The 17,511-nt window shown below is 43.7% G+C and carries 9 protein-coding genes; 1 reads left to right on the forward strand and 8 read right to left on the reverse strand.

Annotated features, from left to right (window positions below; all coding sequences use genetic code 11):
- The first annotated feature begins 54 nt into the window (after nt 1–54).
- On the forward strand, nt 55–714 hold the full coding sequence (hxpB, locus tag AAEY93_RS02205; protein ID WP_124013485.1) for a hexitol phosphatase HxpB: 660 nt from the start codon (nt 55–57) through the stop codon (nt 712–714).
- A gap of 240 nt (nt 715–954) precedes the next feature.
- Here hxpB and AAEY93_RS02210 read toward each other — a convergent pair whose 3' ends face one another.
- The 8 genes from AAEY93_RS02210 to ampD form a co-directional block, all read right to left on the reverse strand.
- Nucleotides 955–3,219 carry a patatin-like phospholipase family protein gene (locus AAEY93_RS02210; RefSeq protein ID WP_351074708.1) on the reverse strand — a complete coding sequence of 755 codons (2,265 nt, stop codon included), beginning with the start codon at nt 3,217–3,219 and terminating at the stop codon, nt 955–957.
- Between the two features lie 104 nt (nt 3,220–3,323).
- Nucleotides 3,324–7,787 (reverse strand): EAL domain-containing protein, encoded by a 4,464-nt coding sequence (locus tag AAEY93_RS02215; RefSeq protein WP_351074710.1) that lies wholly within the window; start codon nt 7,785–7,787, stop codon nt 3,324–3,326.
- Nucleotides 7,788–8,115: 328 nt separating this feature from the next.
- Entirely contained in the window at nt 8,116–9,546 is a 1,431-nt protein-coding gene (gene lpdA, locus AAEY93_RS02220) for a dihydrolipoyl dehydrogenase (protein ID WP_124013432.1), read from the reverse strand.
- Between the two features lie 200 nt (nt 9,547–9,746).
- Nucleotides 9,747–11,747: a pyruvate dehydrogenase complex dihydrolipoyllysine-residue acetyltransferase gene (aceF, locus tag AAEY93_RS02225; protein WP_351074713.1), complete on the reverse strand. Its 2,001-nt coding sequence runs from the start codon at nt 11,745–11,747 to the stop codon at nt 9,747–9,749.
- Nucleotides 11,748–11,758: 11 nt separating this feature from the next.
- Entirely contained in the window at nt 11,759–14,425 is a 2,667-nt protein-coding gene (aceE, locus tag AAEY93_RS02230) for a pyruvate dehydrogenase (acetyl-transferring), homodimeric type (RefSeq protein WP_124013430.1), read from the reverse strand.
- Between the two features lie 69 nt (nt 14,426–14,494).
- A complete protein-coding gene (gene pdhR, locus AAEY93_RS02235) occupies nt 14,495–15,247 on the reverse strand; it encodes a pyruvate dehydrogenase complex transcriptional repressor PdhR (protein WP_101033779.1) in 753 nt (250 codons plus the stop codon).
- A 526-nt stretch (nt 15,248–15,773) separates the two neighbouring features.
- Nucleotides 15,774–16,625, reverse strand: coding sequence for a beta-lactamase regulator AmpE (gene ampE / locus AAEY93_RS02240; RefSeq protein ID WP_124013429.1), 852 nt, complete (start codon nt 16,623–16,625; stop codon nt 15,774–15,776).
- Between the two features lie 138 nt (nt 16,626–16,763).
- Entirely contained in the window at nt 16,764–17,318 is a 555-nt protein-coding gene (gene ampD, locus AAEY93_RS02245; protein ID WP_124013428.1) for a 1,6-anhydro-N-acetylmuramyl-L-alanine amidase AmpD, read from the reverse strand.
- Nucleotides 17,319–17,511 lie beyond the last annotated feature (193 nt).

Here is a 17,511-nt window from a genome sequence, read left to right on the forward strand (position 1 = left end):
ATCAACAACAAGGCAATAATTAGCCCTGACTATCGCCACCTTTATGGAACCAATATTGTGTCAACCCAGGTAAAAGCCGTTATTTTTGATATGGATGGAATTTTAATCGATTCTGAGCCCGCTTGGCAGATAGCCGAGCAAACTGTACTGAATGGTTGTGGGCTAAACCTCAGCCGCGAAGAAGTGGAGCAAACGACAGGCATGCGGATCGACCATGTTGTCAGTTATTGGTATCAACGCTTTCCTTGGCCAAATTATGATAATGCCGCCACGGCGACAAAAATAGTCAATGAAGTGATAGCCCAAATCAACGCCAATGGTGAGCCCATGCTCGGCGTGATTGAGTCGCTGGACGCGTGTAAACGCCTAGGGCTTAAAATCGGTTTAGCCACCTCGTCGTCATCACGGATTATTGAGGCTGTTTTGCATAAACTCACTATTGGTCATTATTTTGATGCGATTGAATCTGCTGAAAATCTAGCTTACGGCAAACCCCATCCCGAGGTGTATTTAAATTGTGCCACAGGGCTGGGCATAGCGCCGAGTCAATGCATCGCTATTGAAGATTCGTTTAATGGTTTGATTGCGGCTCGGGCAGCCAGCATGCAAACGGTAGCGATCCCTGCGCCTCATACCGCAACTCAAACGAAATGGGTTATTGCCCATCATCAGTTAGCTCACGCAGGATTATTACCCGCGCTGCTAGGGGCCTAGGTCACTACGCTGCTAAGGTCCTAGACCGCTACGCGGATAGTGCGCTGCGCTTCTAGAGCGGACTTCGTCCTGCTAGGGACAGCTTCGCTGCGAGGACGATAACAAGCGATAACAAGATTTTATAGCCTCTAGCCGCATAGCGTCCTAGCCTCTAGGCTTTTAGCTTGTATAGCATCTAGCCGCGTAGCGTCCTAGCAGCGAAGCGCTCTAGCCACTAGACTTTTGGCTTAGATAGACTGCCTAAAAGTTTTTACCGACAAATAAATAGAAAGCCGTTTCACCGCGGTCAGTAAAACCAAAACCTAATGCCGCGGGGCCCCAATCGGTATCGGTACCTAAATACATACTACTGGCGAAAATCAAATCATCTAAAGCGACATCATCTCGCTCAAACCATACATTACCCGCTTCAAGGCTCGTCCCTAAGTACAAAGGTAAGTCGGTGATTAGCACATCACGGCCGAGATCATACTGATAGATCACCGCCGCAAAGACTTTATGCGCCCCGACTAAGGTATCTTTGCGAAAACCAGACAAGTTTAAAAACCCGCCTAAATCAGCAACATGTAAGGTAAAGTCACCATCATTCTCAACCGTAGCCAATTCCATTTTACCCACAATGGCATGATTACCGAGCTTTAACGCGCCTTTCCAGTCAGCCTCAAATTGCCAGGCTAAATCATCACTAGAAGTGTTGCCAACGTTACTTAAGCCCTTATAAGACTCATCTCTTAAATAGCTAACAAAGGTGATTCGATTACCCTCTGTCGGGAAGCTAATACTGTTTAGATTGTCGTAAGCCACTTTAAAATAGCCGCCGCTTGAATGGTAGTTAAGCGAATCAACCAAGCCAAATTCACTGCTGACACGCCCATCTTCTGCGATAAAACCCAATTCAATAAGACCATCAGAGTCATAGTTATAACCAAGACCTAAAACGATTTGAGCCACACTGTTTTCAAGTTGAATATAACGATTGTTTTGATTAAACAAATTCCAATCTTTCATCTCATACTCGAATCGTCCTCGACTGTAGAATGTTTGGTCACGATCTAATGGTTGATAAAATTCAGTAGCCACTAACTTTCTATATCCCAGTTCTAATTCATTACGCCACTCGCCGCCATTTTCAGTCAAGTCGGTCATGGTATAAGCTAAGCTAAGGGTAATCGCTGAATCTAAGGTGAAGTCATCCTCCCAATTAAATCCCGCCTGGAAATAATTCGGCCCCCATGATTTGGCTTTGGTGGTGATGGTTAAAATTCGCCCTTGTTCAACATCTTCAAACTCCGCATCGACACGCTCAAATTTATTCAGCGAATACACTCGGTTTAGGGCTGAATCTAAATCCTCTTTGCTGAGCACAATACCTTCGGTAATCCCTAAACGCTCACGCAATAATTTCTCACTGACTTTTGATTGATTATCAAAAGCAATTTTGTAAATGGGTTTTTTAAGCGGATCTAACCAAAGTAGACTTTGTTGTAATTTATTCGCTTGATAAGCCAAATAATCTGATTCACTAATGCCAAGAGGCGCTAACTTCACCAACTCTAAATTGGCGGCATCTTCACCTAATTTAAGTGCCAACGGCATAATGGAAAAATCTGTGGTACTCAAACTATCAATAGCAGGACGAATTAAAATATCGCTTGAAGTCAGTAAGGTTTTTTGGCGCGCCGTGCTCGCTTGAGTCAAAATGGTTGAGAGTTGCTCTAATACGGCAAGGGTACTGTCTAAGTTTTCTTGTTTGGTCAGGGCAGATCCAATATCGACCGCGATGATAATATCGGCACCCATAGCTTTGACTACATCAACAGGCATATTGTTAGCAATGCCACCATCAACGAGTAATCGACCGTCAATAAGCGCAGGCTGCAGCGCGCCCGGTACAGTGGCAGAGGCTTGCATCGCTTGTACTACACTGCCGCTAGATAACACTACGGCTTCGCTGGTCGCTAAATCAGTCGCTACCGCCCGATAAGGAATGGCAAGTTCATCAAAGTCACCAAACTGTTCAACTAATCCTGTCGATTTACGCAGCAACTGCGACATACTCTGGCCACGCAACAAGCCGCTGGGTGAGGTTAAGCTATTATTGTTATAACCCACAGTGAGTGGAATATTAAACTGATCCCGTTGCTGTTTATCACGGTAGCTTAATTTATCTCGCGGAATCGTATCTGAATAGCCTTTAGACCATTCACCATTAAGCATAATTTTTTCGATTTGGTCGGCGTTATAACCGAGCGCATACATGCCGGCGACATAGGCGCCAATACTGGTGCCAGCGATATAATCTACAGGGATATGATGTTTTTCAAGTACTTTCAGCACCCCAATATGGGCAGTACCTTTGGCGCCGCCACCACTGAGCACCAAGCCAATGGTCGGTCTTTCTTTAGTAGATATTTTGGCAGCATAGACTGGTTGCACCGCTAAGCTAAAGCAAATACAGCTAGCCAAAAACCAAGTCGTCAGGTTAAGGCGCAAAGTTTGTTGCATAAATCATTCCGAAAGTAAGTAAAAACAACTCATTCTAACAAAATTTGACCAATAGCCATACTAATGGATAGCAGCAGATGACACCAACCAGACAAAAGTGCACATTACTCATTAATCAGCATTTTTCGCTTAATGTCGAGTTCAAGTTCGGCTTTGGGCATCGGCTTGGCAAAATAATACCCCTGAATAACATGGCATCCTCGCTTAACCACTTGATCCAATTGCTGCTCCGATTCAACGCCTTCGGCGATAACGTCAAGGGATAGGTTTCGCGCTAATTCAATAATACTGCTCACAATAGCTTGATCGGCTTGATTGGAATCAATATGAATTAAAAACGAGCGATCAATTTTTAGGGTGTTCACTTGGAATGACCGCAAATAGGCAAGTGATGAATAACCGGTGCCAAAATCATCTATGGCAACATTAATACCTAACTGCTTAAGTGCGAGTAAGTGTTGGCTGGCAATATCGATCTCTTTCATCAATACACCTTCAGTAATTTCTACCGATAAACACCTTGCAGGCATTGCCGTTTGATGCAGTGTTGCGGTTAAAAAGTCGATAAAATCTGGCTGCCTAAAATGCATTGCCGATACGTTAACAGACACTTTTATCTCACTTTGATACTGTTGATGCCATCGAGCACCGTCGAGACAAGCTTGAGTCAGCACCCAGCGATCGATCTCAACAATCAAGCCACAGGATTCGGCAATACCAATAAACACATCGGGTCTGACCATGCCATCTTTTGGGTGTTTCCAACGGATCAAAGCTTCAACGCCTACGATTCTATTTTGTTGGTGAACATCGATCTGGGGCTGGTAATACACTTCAAACTCATTGCACAGTATCGCTCGATGCAAATCAGCTTCTAAGCGCAAATGGTATAATGCTTCTGCATTGCGCTCAGCGGAATAATATTGAAAATTCCCCCGGCCCTCTTCTTTTGCATGATACATGGCTAAATCGGCATTTTTTATCAAGGTCTCGGGGGTTTGATCATCACCAGACCAAATGCTAATGCCAATACTGGTCGAAATAAAGAATTCCCGCCCGTACAATTTAAAGGGCGTTTCGATTTGTTTTAATAGCTGTTTTGCAATGTGATTAATGGTATCGACATCTTTGGCGTCACGCAGCAAAATAACAAATTCATCACCACCAAAACGACACAACAAATGCTCTTCAGACAAACAAGACTGCAGTCGACTTGCGGCTTCAACTAACAATGCGTCACCCATACTGTGACCGTATGAGTCATTAACATGTTTAAATCTGTCGAGGTCTAAAAACAGTAGCGCTAAGGTTTCGTTCTGTTGTTTTGCCGTTTCAATAACCTGGCCTAATCGACGCGAAAACATCGCCCGATTAGCTAAGCCAGTTAACATGTCATTGTTTGCCAAGCGGCGCAGATGAAGCTCATTATGTTTACGCTCAGTGATATCTGAAAATACCACCACATAATGTAATGCAGTGCCATTTAAATTAAACATGGTCGACACATTTATCCATACAGGACATCGGCTACCATCACTACAATTAAACTCGCATTCTCCGGTCCAAAAGAGCTCCTTATCAAACACATCATCCATGTCAAAAGGCTCTACAGTCTCAAACACTAAGTCGGAAAAAGGTTTGCCAGCTAAATCACTCTTTTTAGCCGCTAGAATTAAATTAGCAGCAGCATTACTAATTTTGATGTTTTTATTCACGTCTAAGATCAACATGCCTTCGGAGGTATTCTCAAACGCTTGAGCTAATAAATTGACCTCACTTTCAAGTGCTCTTTGCTGAGTGATATCGGTATACATCCCTGCAGCATGAATTAACCTTCCACTGTTTTGATCAACCTCAATGGCGCGGCCTTTAATCCGCAGCCAATGCCATTGATGATCATGTTCATTTTGATATCGGTACTCAATATCAATCATGTCTGTTGCAGATAACAGCAACTTATTCCAGGCTTTAGTGATCAGCTCAATGTCATCTTGATGAATGGGAATTTCTTCTAGTTTCATTTCGATATACGGTATAGGACCCAGTACACCACCTCGATTATCTAATGATAAAAGTCGCGTATTGCCGTGCCACTCCCATAAGTCTGAATCGCTGCCTTTCAACGCTTGGCGCAAACGGTCATCACTTTGCAGCAATGCAACGTTCATTTTTTTAAAGCGATTGATCTGTCGCTGCCTAAACACCAATATCACTAATACAATAAGTAATAGGCTAAAAGTTAATGCACCTTTAAATTGTTGCGATCGCCACCAAAATTGCTTAACCATAAAGGGATACTGGAAGGGTTCGCTCGACCATACACCATTTCTTTTATATAACAGTTCAAGCACATACGCCCCTGCACTTAAACCGGTAATATTAATTTGTGACTGCCCTTCTAATAACACGTAATTCCCAGTGTCGGCGCCATTCTTAACCAGACGATACTGTATGGTCATCGGCTTATTATCAAGGTAATCGAGAATGGCAATTTGAAAGCTAATTAAGTTGGCACCAGGTTCGACTTGCGACAATTGGCTTGGGATCAAAAAAACGGCGGTATTATTCTCATAATATACTGACACAGATTCAAGTATCACCTTGTCATTGACAGTACGTGGAGCCAGTTTATCAAGATCGATTAACATCGCGCCGTCTGGCGTACCGACATAAAATCCTTTATCAGGATCATAAAATTTTGCCGACTCATTAAATTCATCAGAAATGAATCCATCTTTATGGCTAAATGAACTGACTTTACCTGACGTTTTATTGACTTTAATGATGGCACTAGCACAACCGATAATATGGTCCGTAGCCGTTTCTTGAAAAAAGAACACCACTTTACAATCGATCTTCCACTGTTGATCAAGCGAAATAATCTCATCGGTCTGAGTATTTAATTGATAAATACCTTGCTGGGAAGTGCCTAACCAGATAACGCCTGGGGCCACTTGCATAATACTATTCATCGTTGGGAGATTAGTAAAATCGGCAAATATATCCACTTTAGAAACATATTCATCAGCAGTGGTTAAATAGCCAAAATGTTTACTGCCACTAATCCATAAATGATCCGCATCATCCCTTAATAAGGCTTTATATAGCGTATTAATTAATGACTGCTTACCATTTGATAGCGCTTGTAAGATCAAATCATCATTACCCTCTTGCCAATAATACAAGCCTTTATTGGTGGTAAACCAAATCATATCGTTAAACAATTCGTCACGATAAATACCGATGACAATCCTATCGCTCAGCGACGCTTTGCCACCACTCCACTGAGCAAAATCAGTACTGGTATTGGTTAATTTATTGACCACATATAAGCCACTGGTGGTGGCTAACACAAGGTGCTGTGCGTCTAGGGATCCAATCCGATAAATACTGTCATTAAGTTCAAACCCTGCTGGGATTATCATGGTTGATGTTTGGTCAAGTGTATTAACCACAGACAAACCACCATCGGTACCTAACCACACCTTGTCGCCTTCACTGTATACCGACCACACCATTTCATTATCAAGTTGATAAGGCGGTTTTTTAGAGTAATCATCAATTAAAAATTCAGGTTTGCCCGCAATCACAGCAAGACCATCACCTGAACCACCAACCCACAACAACCCCTCTGCATCAACCGCCATATCATGAATGTAATCAATATTAGCTCTTTGTTTAAGTTCGTCACGGTATACGATTAGCTTGTTGTTTTCTTGGCTCCAAAAAATCAATCCTGCACGGCTTGAAATCCATAAATCACCATTAAGATCTTGCTCCATTTGCTCAACATAATAAGGAATTTCAGGCACCGATTGCAGTGTGAGCGTATTGGTATTGACCTTAAATAACCCTTTCGATGTCAGCATCCATACCCGCTGTTGTTTATCTTGAAACAGCTTTCTAATGGAACCGTTTTTATCCGACCATGGAAATACGCCGATGAAGGTCCCGTCAGCCTGATGAAGTTGCAGCACATGATCAGTGGAAAACAAATATTGCGCGTTGTTTAATTCAAGCGCGTTGCGCCAAGGTAAATTGTGATCTAATAAATGACTAGGGGATAAATACAATTGCTGAGAAGTATCATCAAAATAATAAACTTGGCCAGAATAAGCTAATATTAACAGCCGTCCATCGAGCTGACGCTGAGTCGCTGCCACGCGAATACTGTTATTAATGTTAGTGACATCATTGTCTTTAGGCTTAAGCAACAAGCTAAACTGATTATCTAAAATGCTGTATAAATATAACGAGGAATTGGTGCCAATAAGTAAATGGTCTTGGTCAGAATTAACGACTGTAGAAATGAGCTCATCATCAAGGACTGAATCAAAACCGACTTTATCGATGCGTCTAACTTTATTATTACTAACCCGATACAAACCTTGCTGAGTCGCCAACCAAACAAATCCATAATGGCCAAAGCTTATATCTTGGATCGTGGCATTGGCTAACCCATCGCGCGCAGTAAACACTCGCTGAACGATATCTGCTGCACTCGCTGGAGCAGCGCTGAATAAGTAAAAAATCACACTAACGAAGCAACAGATTACCGCTTTTATCATAAATTAAGCCTATACCTCGAAAAGAAAATATTTGTACTCATCGTCATCATCAGCCGATGAGACTACCGCGGCCAGCATTATTATTTAACGGCTCTGCAGCTGGAACAAACAATATAATCTTTTAAACGGAAACAAAAATAATCCTGCATAACGTCTGACAAGTTATTTTTTAGCGAGTTTATCTATCTTTTTTTTATAAACAATATTAATGTTTTAACATGATTATGTTTATAAAGTAATACTTTCAGCTAAGACTCCTCCACAAAGTCAAATTGTAGGTAAAAAAAAGCACCCCTAGATAGGGGCGCCTTATGTCGTCAAGTATTAATTACTTCTTCTTAACCGCTTTAGGGTTAGGTAAATCAGTAATTGAACCTTCATACATTTCAGCCGCTAAGCCAACTGATTCATGTAATGTTGGGTGAGCATGGATCGTTAATGCTAAATCTTCAGCATCACAACCCATTTCAATGGCTAGGCCAATTTCACCTAATAATTCACCACCGTTAACGCCGACAATAGCACCACCGATCACCCGGTGAGTCTCTTTCTCGAAAATTAACTTAGTCATACCTTCGCTGCAATCTGATGCGATTGCACGGCCGCTTGCTGCCCAAGGGAACGTCGATGTTTCGTAAGCAATACCTTGCTCTTTCGCTTCTTTCTCAGTGAGGCCGACCCATGCAACTTCAGGGTCAGTGTAAGCAATTGATGGAATAACTTTAGGATCGAAATAGTGCTTCAAGCCCGAAATCACTTCAGCGGCAACATGACCTTCATGCACACCTTTGTGAGCCAACATAGGTTGGCCAACAATATCACCGATAGCATAAATATGCGGTACGTTGGTACGTAACTGCTTATCAACATTAATAAAGCCACGCTCATCAACATTAACACCGGCTTTTTCAGCAGCCAGAGACTTACCATTAGGTGAACGACCAATGGCGACTAATACAGCATCATAACGTACAGGTTCTGCAGGCGCTTTCTTGCCTTCCATTGTGACGTAAATACCGTCGTCTTTGGCTTCAACCGCGGTCACTTTCGTTTCAAGAATAAGGTTAAACTTCTTCTTAATTTGCTTAGTGAATACACGAACAACGTCTTTGTCTGCAGCGGGAATAACTTGGTCAAACATTTCAACCACGTCAATTTCACTGCCTAAAGAAGCGTATACGGTGGCCATTTCTAGACCAATAATACCGCCACCCATCACTAATAACTTACCTGGAACTTCTTTCAGTTCTAGTGCATCAGTCGAATCCCAAATACGCGGGTCTTCATGGGGAATAAACGGTAATTTAATGGGACGTGAACCGGCAGCAATAATGGCTTGTTCAAACTGAACCACTGTCACTGTGCCATCTTCTGCAGTGACTTCTAAGCTATTAGGGCCAGTAAATTTACCAAAACCATTAACCACATCAACTTTACGCATTTTAGACATTCCGCCTAATCCGCCGGTTAACTGTCCAACAACTTTATTTTTAAAGCCACGTAATTTGTCTAAATCAATCTTAGGCTCACCAAAAACGATGCCATGATCAGCAACCGCTTTGGCTTCTTCAATGACTTTTGCTACATGCAATAGTGCTTTTGAAGGAATACAGCCAACGTTCAGACACACACCACCAAGGGTACTGAAACGCTCAACAATTATGGCGTCTAAGCCTAAGTCAGCAGCACGAAACGCCGCAGAATAACCTGCTGGGCCTGCCCCTAGTACGACTACTTGAGTTTTAATTTCGTTACTCATGATTTCCTCTAATCTTGTTCATTCCGTGTGAAAGACGGATCGGCCCAAATGTCGATGTCGCCAGCTTGAAACTTTCGTTTCACGTCCAATTTCCATTCAGTTGTTAACTAAAAAATTGGGATGGGCGCATTTTATACTCAAATCAATTTGTTTGAAACCGATCACAATAAAAAGGTCGCTCTTATGAGCGACCTTTGGGGTTATAAAATCAATGTGCGAATGTCTGATAATATTGCAGATAAGGTCACACTAAAGCGTGCAGCCATCGCCCCATCAATAACGCGATGGTCATATGACAAGGATAAGGGCAACATTAATTTAGGTTGAAACTCTTTACCGTTCCACTTTGGCTTAATTTCAGATTTTGACACCCCTAAAATCGCCACGTCTGGGTAGTTAACAATCGGCGTAAACGCCGTACCGCCAATACCACCTAAACTTGAAATAGTAAAACAGCTACCTTGCATATCAGCCGACTTTAACTTGCCATCACGAGCGCGGATAGAAATATCGGTTAATTCACGCGACAATTCTACAATGCCTTTTTTATCGACATCACGAACCACAGGAACCATTAAGCCATTTGGGGTATCTACAGCCACACCAATATGGAAATATTTCTTTTGGATAAGTGACTCACCGTCACTGCTTAAGCTCGAGTTAAACACAGGGAACTCAGCCAATGCTTTGGCAACCGCTTTCATCATGAACACCAATGGGGTGATCTTGTAATCGGCTTTTTTCTTCGCAGCAAGCTCGTTTTGTTGCTTACGGAAGGCTTCCATCTCAGTGATATCAGCTTCGTCAAACTGGGTAACATGTGGAATGGTAACCCAGTTGCGATGTAAGTTAGGACCCGATAATTTCTGGATCCGGCTTAATGGCACTTCTTCCACTTCACCAAACTTACTGAAATCAACCTTAGGCGCAGCAATCACGTTTAAGCTGCCAGCACCACCAGCAACCGCCGTAACAGCTGAAGCTTTAGGACGTGACAACTCGTACTTAACAAACGCTTGTACGTCTTCTTTCAAAATACGCGCTTTACGGCCAGTACCAGACACCTGGCTTAAATCAACACCAAATTCACGCGCTAAACGACGTACCGCAGGTGATGCATGTGCTACACCTGTTGACGTAGGCTTCGCTGCACTTGGATGATACGGCACTGGCGGAGTTGATGGACGACTTGCCGCTATGGTTGGCGCTGGCGCTGCGGGTGCAGGTTCAGCTTGCACTGGAGCCGCTTGGGCTACTGGCGCAGTACTTGTGGTTTCAATCGTAGCAATTAAGCTACCTTGAGACACTTTATCGCCCACTTTAACGGTTAACGACACTAACTTACCGGCAAATGGAGCCGGTACTTCCATGGTCGCTTTGTCAGTTTCGAGGGTAATTAAGCCTTGATCTAGAGTGATGTCATCACCTATAGAAACCAACACCTCGATAATATCAACATCACTAGCGTCGCCAATGTCAGGTACATGAATTTCTTGTACTTGAGTTGTCGTTGCGGCTTGTGCTGCAGGAGCCTGAGCCGCTTGAGCAACCGGTGCAGCTGCTTGTGGCGCAGATTCAACCGGTGCTGCTGCAACAGGCGCAGAACCAGCCACTTCTAGCGTGATAACCAATGAACCTTCAGACACTTTGTCGCCAACGGCCACATTAAGCGCTTTAACGACACCCGCTTTGGGTGACGGAACATCCATGGTGGCTTTATCGGTTTCTAAGGTAATCAGACCCGTATCAACATCAATGCTATCGCCAACAGCAACCAGAACTTCAATAATAGACACATCGGTGTCACCACCAATATCAGGTACTTTGACCTCAATCACTTCTGAACTGCCAGCACTTGGCGCAGCTACTGGAGTAACTGCCACTGGCGTTACAGGTGCAGGAGCCGCAGCTTGGGCAACTGGCGCTTCTGCTTTAGGTGCTTCTGCTTTAACAGGCGCGGCGTCAGCAGCACTCATCATCGCGATTAACGTGCCTTCAGACACAGTATCACCTACAGCAATCTTTAATTCTGCCAAGGTGCCAGCAAAAGGTGCTGGAATGTCCATGGTTGCCTTATCGCTTTCAACTGTGATGATTGACGCTTCTTTTTCAAGAAAATCACCCACTGCAGCACAAATTTCAATAACTTGTACGGCATCAGTATCGATATTAGGAACCAAAATTTCTTTTAATTCAGCCATTTTGTATCCCCTTACGCTAACTGTGGGTTGATCTTATCAGCATCAATGCCATATTCAGCGATGGTTTTCGTTAACACATCAACAGGCATTTCATTACGATCAACAAGTGACTTCAGCGCCGCAATAACAATAAACTTGGCATCCACTTCAAAGTGATGACGTAAGTTTGCACGGCTGTCGCTGCGTCCAAAACCATCGGTACCCAACACTTTATAATCTGTTGGTACAAAAGCACGTAATTGCTCGCCGTATATTTTCATATAGTCGGTAGCCGCAATTACAGGCGCATCTGACGATAACACTTGACTGACATACGCTTGCTTAGGCTCTGCGGTTGGGTGCAACATGTTCCAACGCTCAGCAGCTTGACCGTCACGGGTTAACTCGTTAAAGCTGGTCACACTGAATACGTCGACACTGACACCAAAGTCTTTGGCTAATGCTTGTGCTGCATTGCGAACTTCTTCAAGAATAGTACCGCAACCCATTAACTGAACTTTACCTTTACCACTGCCAGCAACAGATTCAAGCTTATAAATACCTTTGACAATACCTTCTTCAGCACCGGCTGGCATTTCTGGCTGCACGTAGTTTTCGTTCATGGTGGTTAAGTAGTAGTAGATATCTTCTTGATTTTCGCCATACATACGACGAATACCATCTTGTACTACCACCGCAATTTCATAACCGTAAGTCGGATCGTAAGAAATACAGTTTGGAATCGTGTTCGCCAACACGTGGCTGTGACCATCTTGATGCTGTAAACCTTCACCGTTCAATGTTGTACGGCCTGAAGTACCACCCACTAAGAAACCACGCGCACGCATATCGCCTGCGGCCCACGCCATATCACCAATGCGTTGGAAACCAAACATTGAGTAATAAATGTAGAAAGGAATGGTTGGCATATCGTTAACAGAGTAGCTTGTTGCTGCAGCAACCCAAGATGACATCGCCCCTAATTCATTAATCCCTTCTTGCAATACTTGACCGGTTTTATCTTCACGGTAGTAAGCCACTTGATCAGAATCTTGTGGGATATATTTTTGGCCTTCATGAGCATAAATGCCCACTTGACGGAATAAACCTTCCATGCCAAAAGTACGCGCTTCATCAGGAATAATCGGCACAATGCGCTTACCGATTTTTTTGTCTTTTAATAACGCCGTTAATACTCGAACAAACGCCATAGTTGATGAAATTTCACGGCCATTTGAGCCCTTCAAAATCGAATCAAAAATCTTCAATGAAGGGATCTCTAACTCTTCAGTGAATTTTTCACGACGTTGTGGTAAATAACCTAATAACGCTTCACGGCGACTCTTCAAGTATTTCACTTCTTCAGAGTCTGGACCTGGATGATAAAAAGGCAGATCTTCTAACTTGTCATCCGGGATCGGAATATTGAAACGGTCACGGAAATGACGGATAGAATCGACACCCATTTTCTTGACGTTGTGAGCGATGTTTTTACCTTCACCTGCATCACCTAAACCATAACCTTTAACGGTTTTGGCAAGGATAACCGTTGGACGACCTTTGGTTTTTTGTGCATGTTCAAGGGCAGCGTAAACTTTAACCGGATCATGACCACCACGGTTTAAGCGCCAAATGTCATCATCTGACATGTTAGCCACCATTTCGGCCGTTTCAGGGTACTTACCAAAGAAATGCTCACGGGTCCATGCGCCGCCTTTGGCTTTACAGTTTTGGTATTCACCGTCTACGGTTTCTTCCATTAACTGTAATAACTTACCGCTGGTATCACGGGCCAATAATGGATCCCAATAACGACCCCAAATCACTTTGACGACTTCCCAGCCTGCGCCGCGGAATTCGCCTTCAAGTTCTTGGATAATTTTACCGTTACCACGGACAGGGCCATCAAGACGCTGTAAGTTACAGTTAACAATAAACACTAAGTTATCTAATTCTTCACGTGCCGCTAAACTAATAGCACCTAATGCTTCTGGTTCATCACACTCACCGTCGCCTAAGAAACAGTAAACCGTTTGCTTAGAGCAATCTTTTAAACCACGGTCAGTTAAATACTTCAAATAACGCGCTTGGTAAATCGCTTGAATAGGACCTAGGCCCATCGATACCGTCGGGAACTGCCAATAAGTAGGCATTAACTTAGGATGCGGGTATGAAGAAAGACCTTTGCCATCGACTTCTTGACGGAAATTAGCCATTTGCTCTTCAGTAATACGCCCTTCAAGGAATGAACGCGCATAAATACCGGGTGCGATATGGCCTTGGAAATACACCAAGTCACCACCATCTTGCTCATTAGGTGCGCGGAAGAAGTGGTTAAAACACACATCATAAATCGTCGCACTAGAAGCAAAACTTGAAATATGGCCACCAAGCTCTAAATCTTTCTTAGAACCACGTAACACCATCGCCAAGGCATTCCAACGGATAATCGCCCGAATACGGCGTTCCATTTCTTGGTTGCCGGGCATATTTGGCTCTTGGCCTGCAGGAATGGTGTTTAAGTAAGCAGTTGTTGCATTGTAAGGTAAGTGAGTACCGTTACGACGCGCTTTATCGATTAATTTTTCGAGTAAAAAGTGTGCTCGTTCAGACCCTTCTTGCTCTAGTACAGCTTGCAGAGCATCAACCCACTCTTGGGTTTCTGATGGATCTAAATCTTGAAGCATATCTTCAGACATATCGCAGTCCTTCTCTATATACGGGTTATATTTCGGCTTTAGTTGCTGCTTGTTGACACAGCAACTCAGTTACGCGCCGCTCTTTAAACGGCGCAAACTACGTTGCAACCGACTGTCTTCTTTTCTTACCGACAACATGATTTCTTCGATATAGCTTAAATGCTCATTCGAAGCTTCGCGCGCGGCGTCGGGGTCCCGGCGTATAATCGCAGCCAGTAACGCGCGTCTGTGATCATTTGCCATGGTGGAAGCGTCTTGGCTTTTGCTTAAAAGCTCCAAATTTTGTGCCACATTTTTGTGCAGCACGGGGGTTAAACTCAATACTAAATGCAGCATGGCAACATTATGTGACGCCTCAGCAACTGCGCGATAAAAACGCACAATAGCAGCCGCTTTCGCTTCAACATTAGTTGCCGCTTCTAGCTCAATAATGCGATTTTGGATATTTTGCATATCCGCATCATTGCCGCGCAGCGCAGCATAATACGCCATCATGCCTTCAGTGGCGTGACGAAATTCGAGTAAGTCATACTGACTTTCAGAATCGTTATGCATTAATTCAACAATAGGATCGGCAAGACTTTGCCAAAGTTGTTCTTTAACGTAGGTGCCACCGCCTTGACGACGCATGAGCAAGCCTTTAGCTTCTAATTTTTGAATCGCTTCACGTAATGAAGGACGAGACACTTCAAATTGCACCGCGAGTTCGCGTTCAGGAGGTAGTTTTTGACCCGGCTGCAAACTGCCTTCGAGGATCATTCGCTCTAATTGTTCCATGATCACATCAGAAATTTTTGGCTGGTTGATCTTAATATAAGCCATTTTGCGCTCAGTTCCTTAACAAGCAATTGTCAATTGGTCTTACCAATTAATATGAGAGAGCGCACTTTATCAAATCATACAAGCCATGTCTAGTTATCAGAATACTGACAAAAGAGAGCTGCGTCGTTTAAAACGCTCATGCCTAGAGCATAACCTATATTTCTGTTCTAAGGGTCAGACTATTTATCCATATTAGCCTCAATACTGGATAAGCGTTGGGATAAATCGTTAAAGAAGCCTAGATGCTATAAAAGCTAAAAGCCTAGATACTAGAGCGCTACGCTGCTAGAGGCTATAAAATCTTAGCAGCGAAGCTGTCCTAGCAGGACGAAGTCCGCTCTAGAAGCGCAGCGACCCTAGCAGGACGTAGTCCGCCCTAGAAGCGCAGCGGCCCTAGCAGGACGTAGTCCGCTCTAGAAGCGCAGCGACCCTAGCAGGACGTAGTCCGCCCTAGAAGCGCAGCGACCCTAGCAGGACGTAGTCCGCCCTAGAAGCGCAGCGCACTATCCGCGTAGCGGCCTAAAACCTAGCTAACAACACCAAAAATGGTTAATACAGAAACCAACGTCAGCAGCAACACAAAATTACGTTTACTCAATGCCAGTAATGCCAATGTGGACTGCACACTCAGTGGCGCATCCCCTGCTTCAGGTAAAGACTCAGCCGCCACCGCTGTATTGGTCACTATGGTTTTTGCATCAATATTGACACTTAAACCATATTGCCGCCACGCACTTAAGCCTTCGCTAAACTGGCCACTTAATACATAGCCAAAACTAAACACCCGACTTGGCAACCAATCAAATAACATCTGTAAATGATCGACCAATGGCATTTCAAGCTTATTCTTACTGTTGTACTCACTGTAAAAACGCACAGTACAGTATAATATTGCACCTACCGGCCCTAAAAATATCAAATACAATGCAACGGCACCGTAATAGCGGTAATTAAGCCAAGCAACTGTTTGCCCCACTTTACAGCCTAAATCCTGTTCATCCACCACGTCTAAACAGTCACTACAATCCAACTCGCCGGCATAACGATAACAAGCTTGTACGTCGCCACGACATGCCGCCTGGATATACTGTTTAAACACGCCTCGTAATGATTGGTGACTAAAACAAATAATGGATATCAGTACCCAAAATAACAAACTCAATATATCAAAAAATATACCATCGAGTAGAAAACTGATCACAAACACCAATAAAGCCGGCAGCACAATCGCCATCGCAACGCTAAATGCTGATTTAAGTGATTGGCTATCCCAAAACTTTTTTTGGTAACGCGTCATAACGCTATCGAACTGCCAACCACTTGGCAGCAGCTTCAAACGTTCAACTAAAATTGCCACTAATAATGAAAATAACGCCATGAATATCCTTTTTACTTCTATTCAGTTACAGCTGTCATCATTGAAGGACTGTGGTGTAAGTGGGCGGAGCCTGCAAGTACCCTGTAACGCATAGCGAAACACATAACGAGTAACACAAGCTATGCCACAAATGCTTACTTAAACAGTTGCAATGGCCTGTTGATATCGCGACCAATCAAAACTGAAACCAGGGTCTGTTTTACGCCCAGGAGCGATATCGCAATGGCCAACAATATTATTTACCTTAATCATAGGATACTGCGCCATTAACTCCAATGTTAACAGGATTAATTGCTGGTATTGCTCGTCGGTATAGCCACTACTATCTGTGCCTTCCAGTTCGATGCCAATGGCAAAGTCGTTACAGCCCTTCCGCCCCTTGAACTCAGAAACCCCAGCGTGCCATGCTCTGTCATCACAACCAACATACTGCACCACTTCACCATCGCGCCTAATTAAAAAATGCGCCGAGACTTGCAAGCCAGCCAACTGAGCAAAACTGTCGTCTGCATCAATATCCAAGCAACCTTGAAATAGTTCATCAATATGCGGTAAACCAAAACACCCCGCAGGCAAGCTAATATTGTGGATCACCAACAAGCTGACCTCATTGTTGGGTCGTGGATTAAAATGGGGCGAAATACATGGTCTCGCGCTGGCCAACCAACCTTGTTGTAATAAGCCTTTTGGCATACGCCTCCTTAAACATAACTCTCTAACCAGAAAATAAACTTAACAGTATTAAACCACAATACCAATGCTGATTATCCCTAGGCGCTAGGCCGCTACGCGGATAGTGCGCTGCGCTTCTAGAGCGTGACTACGTCACTGCTAGGATCGCTGCGCTGCTAGGGCGGACTGCGTCCTGCTAGTTACTAGAGCGTGA

It is taken from the genome of Shewanella sp. CAL98-MNA-CIBAN-0140 (assembly GCF_040309905.1).
GTDB lineage: Bacteria > Pseudomonadota > Gammaproteobacteria > Enterobacterales > Shewanellaceae > Shewanella > Shewanella psychromarinicola.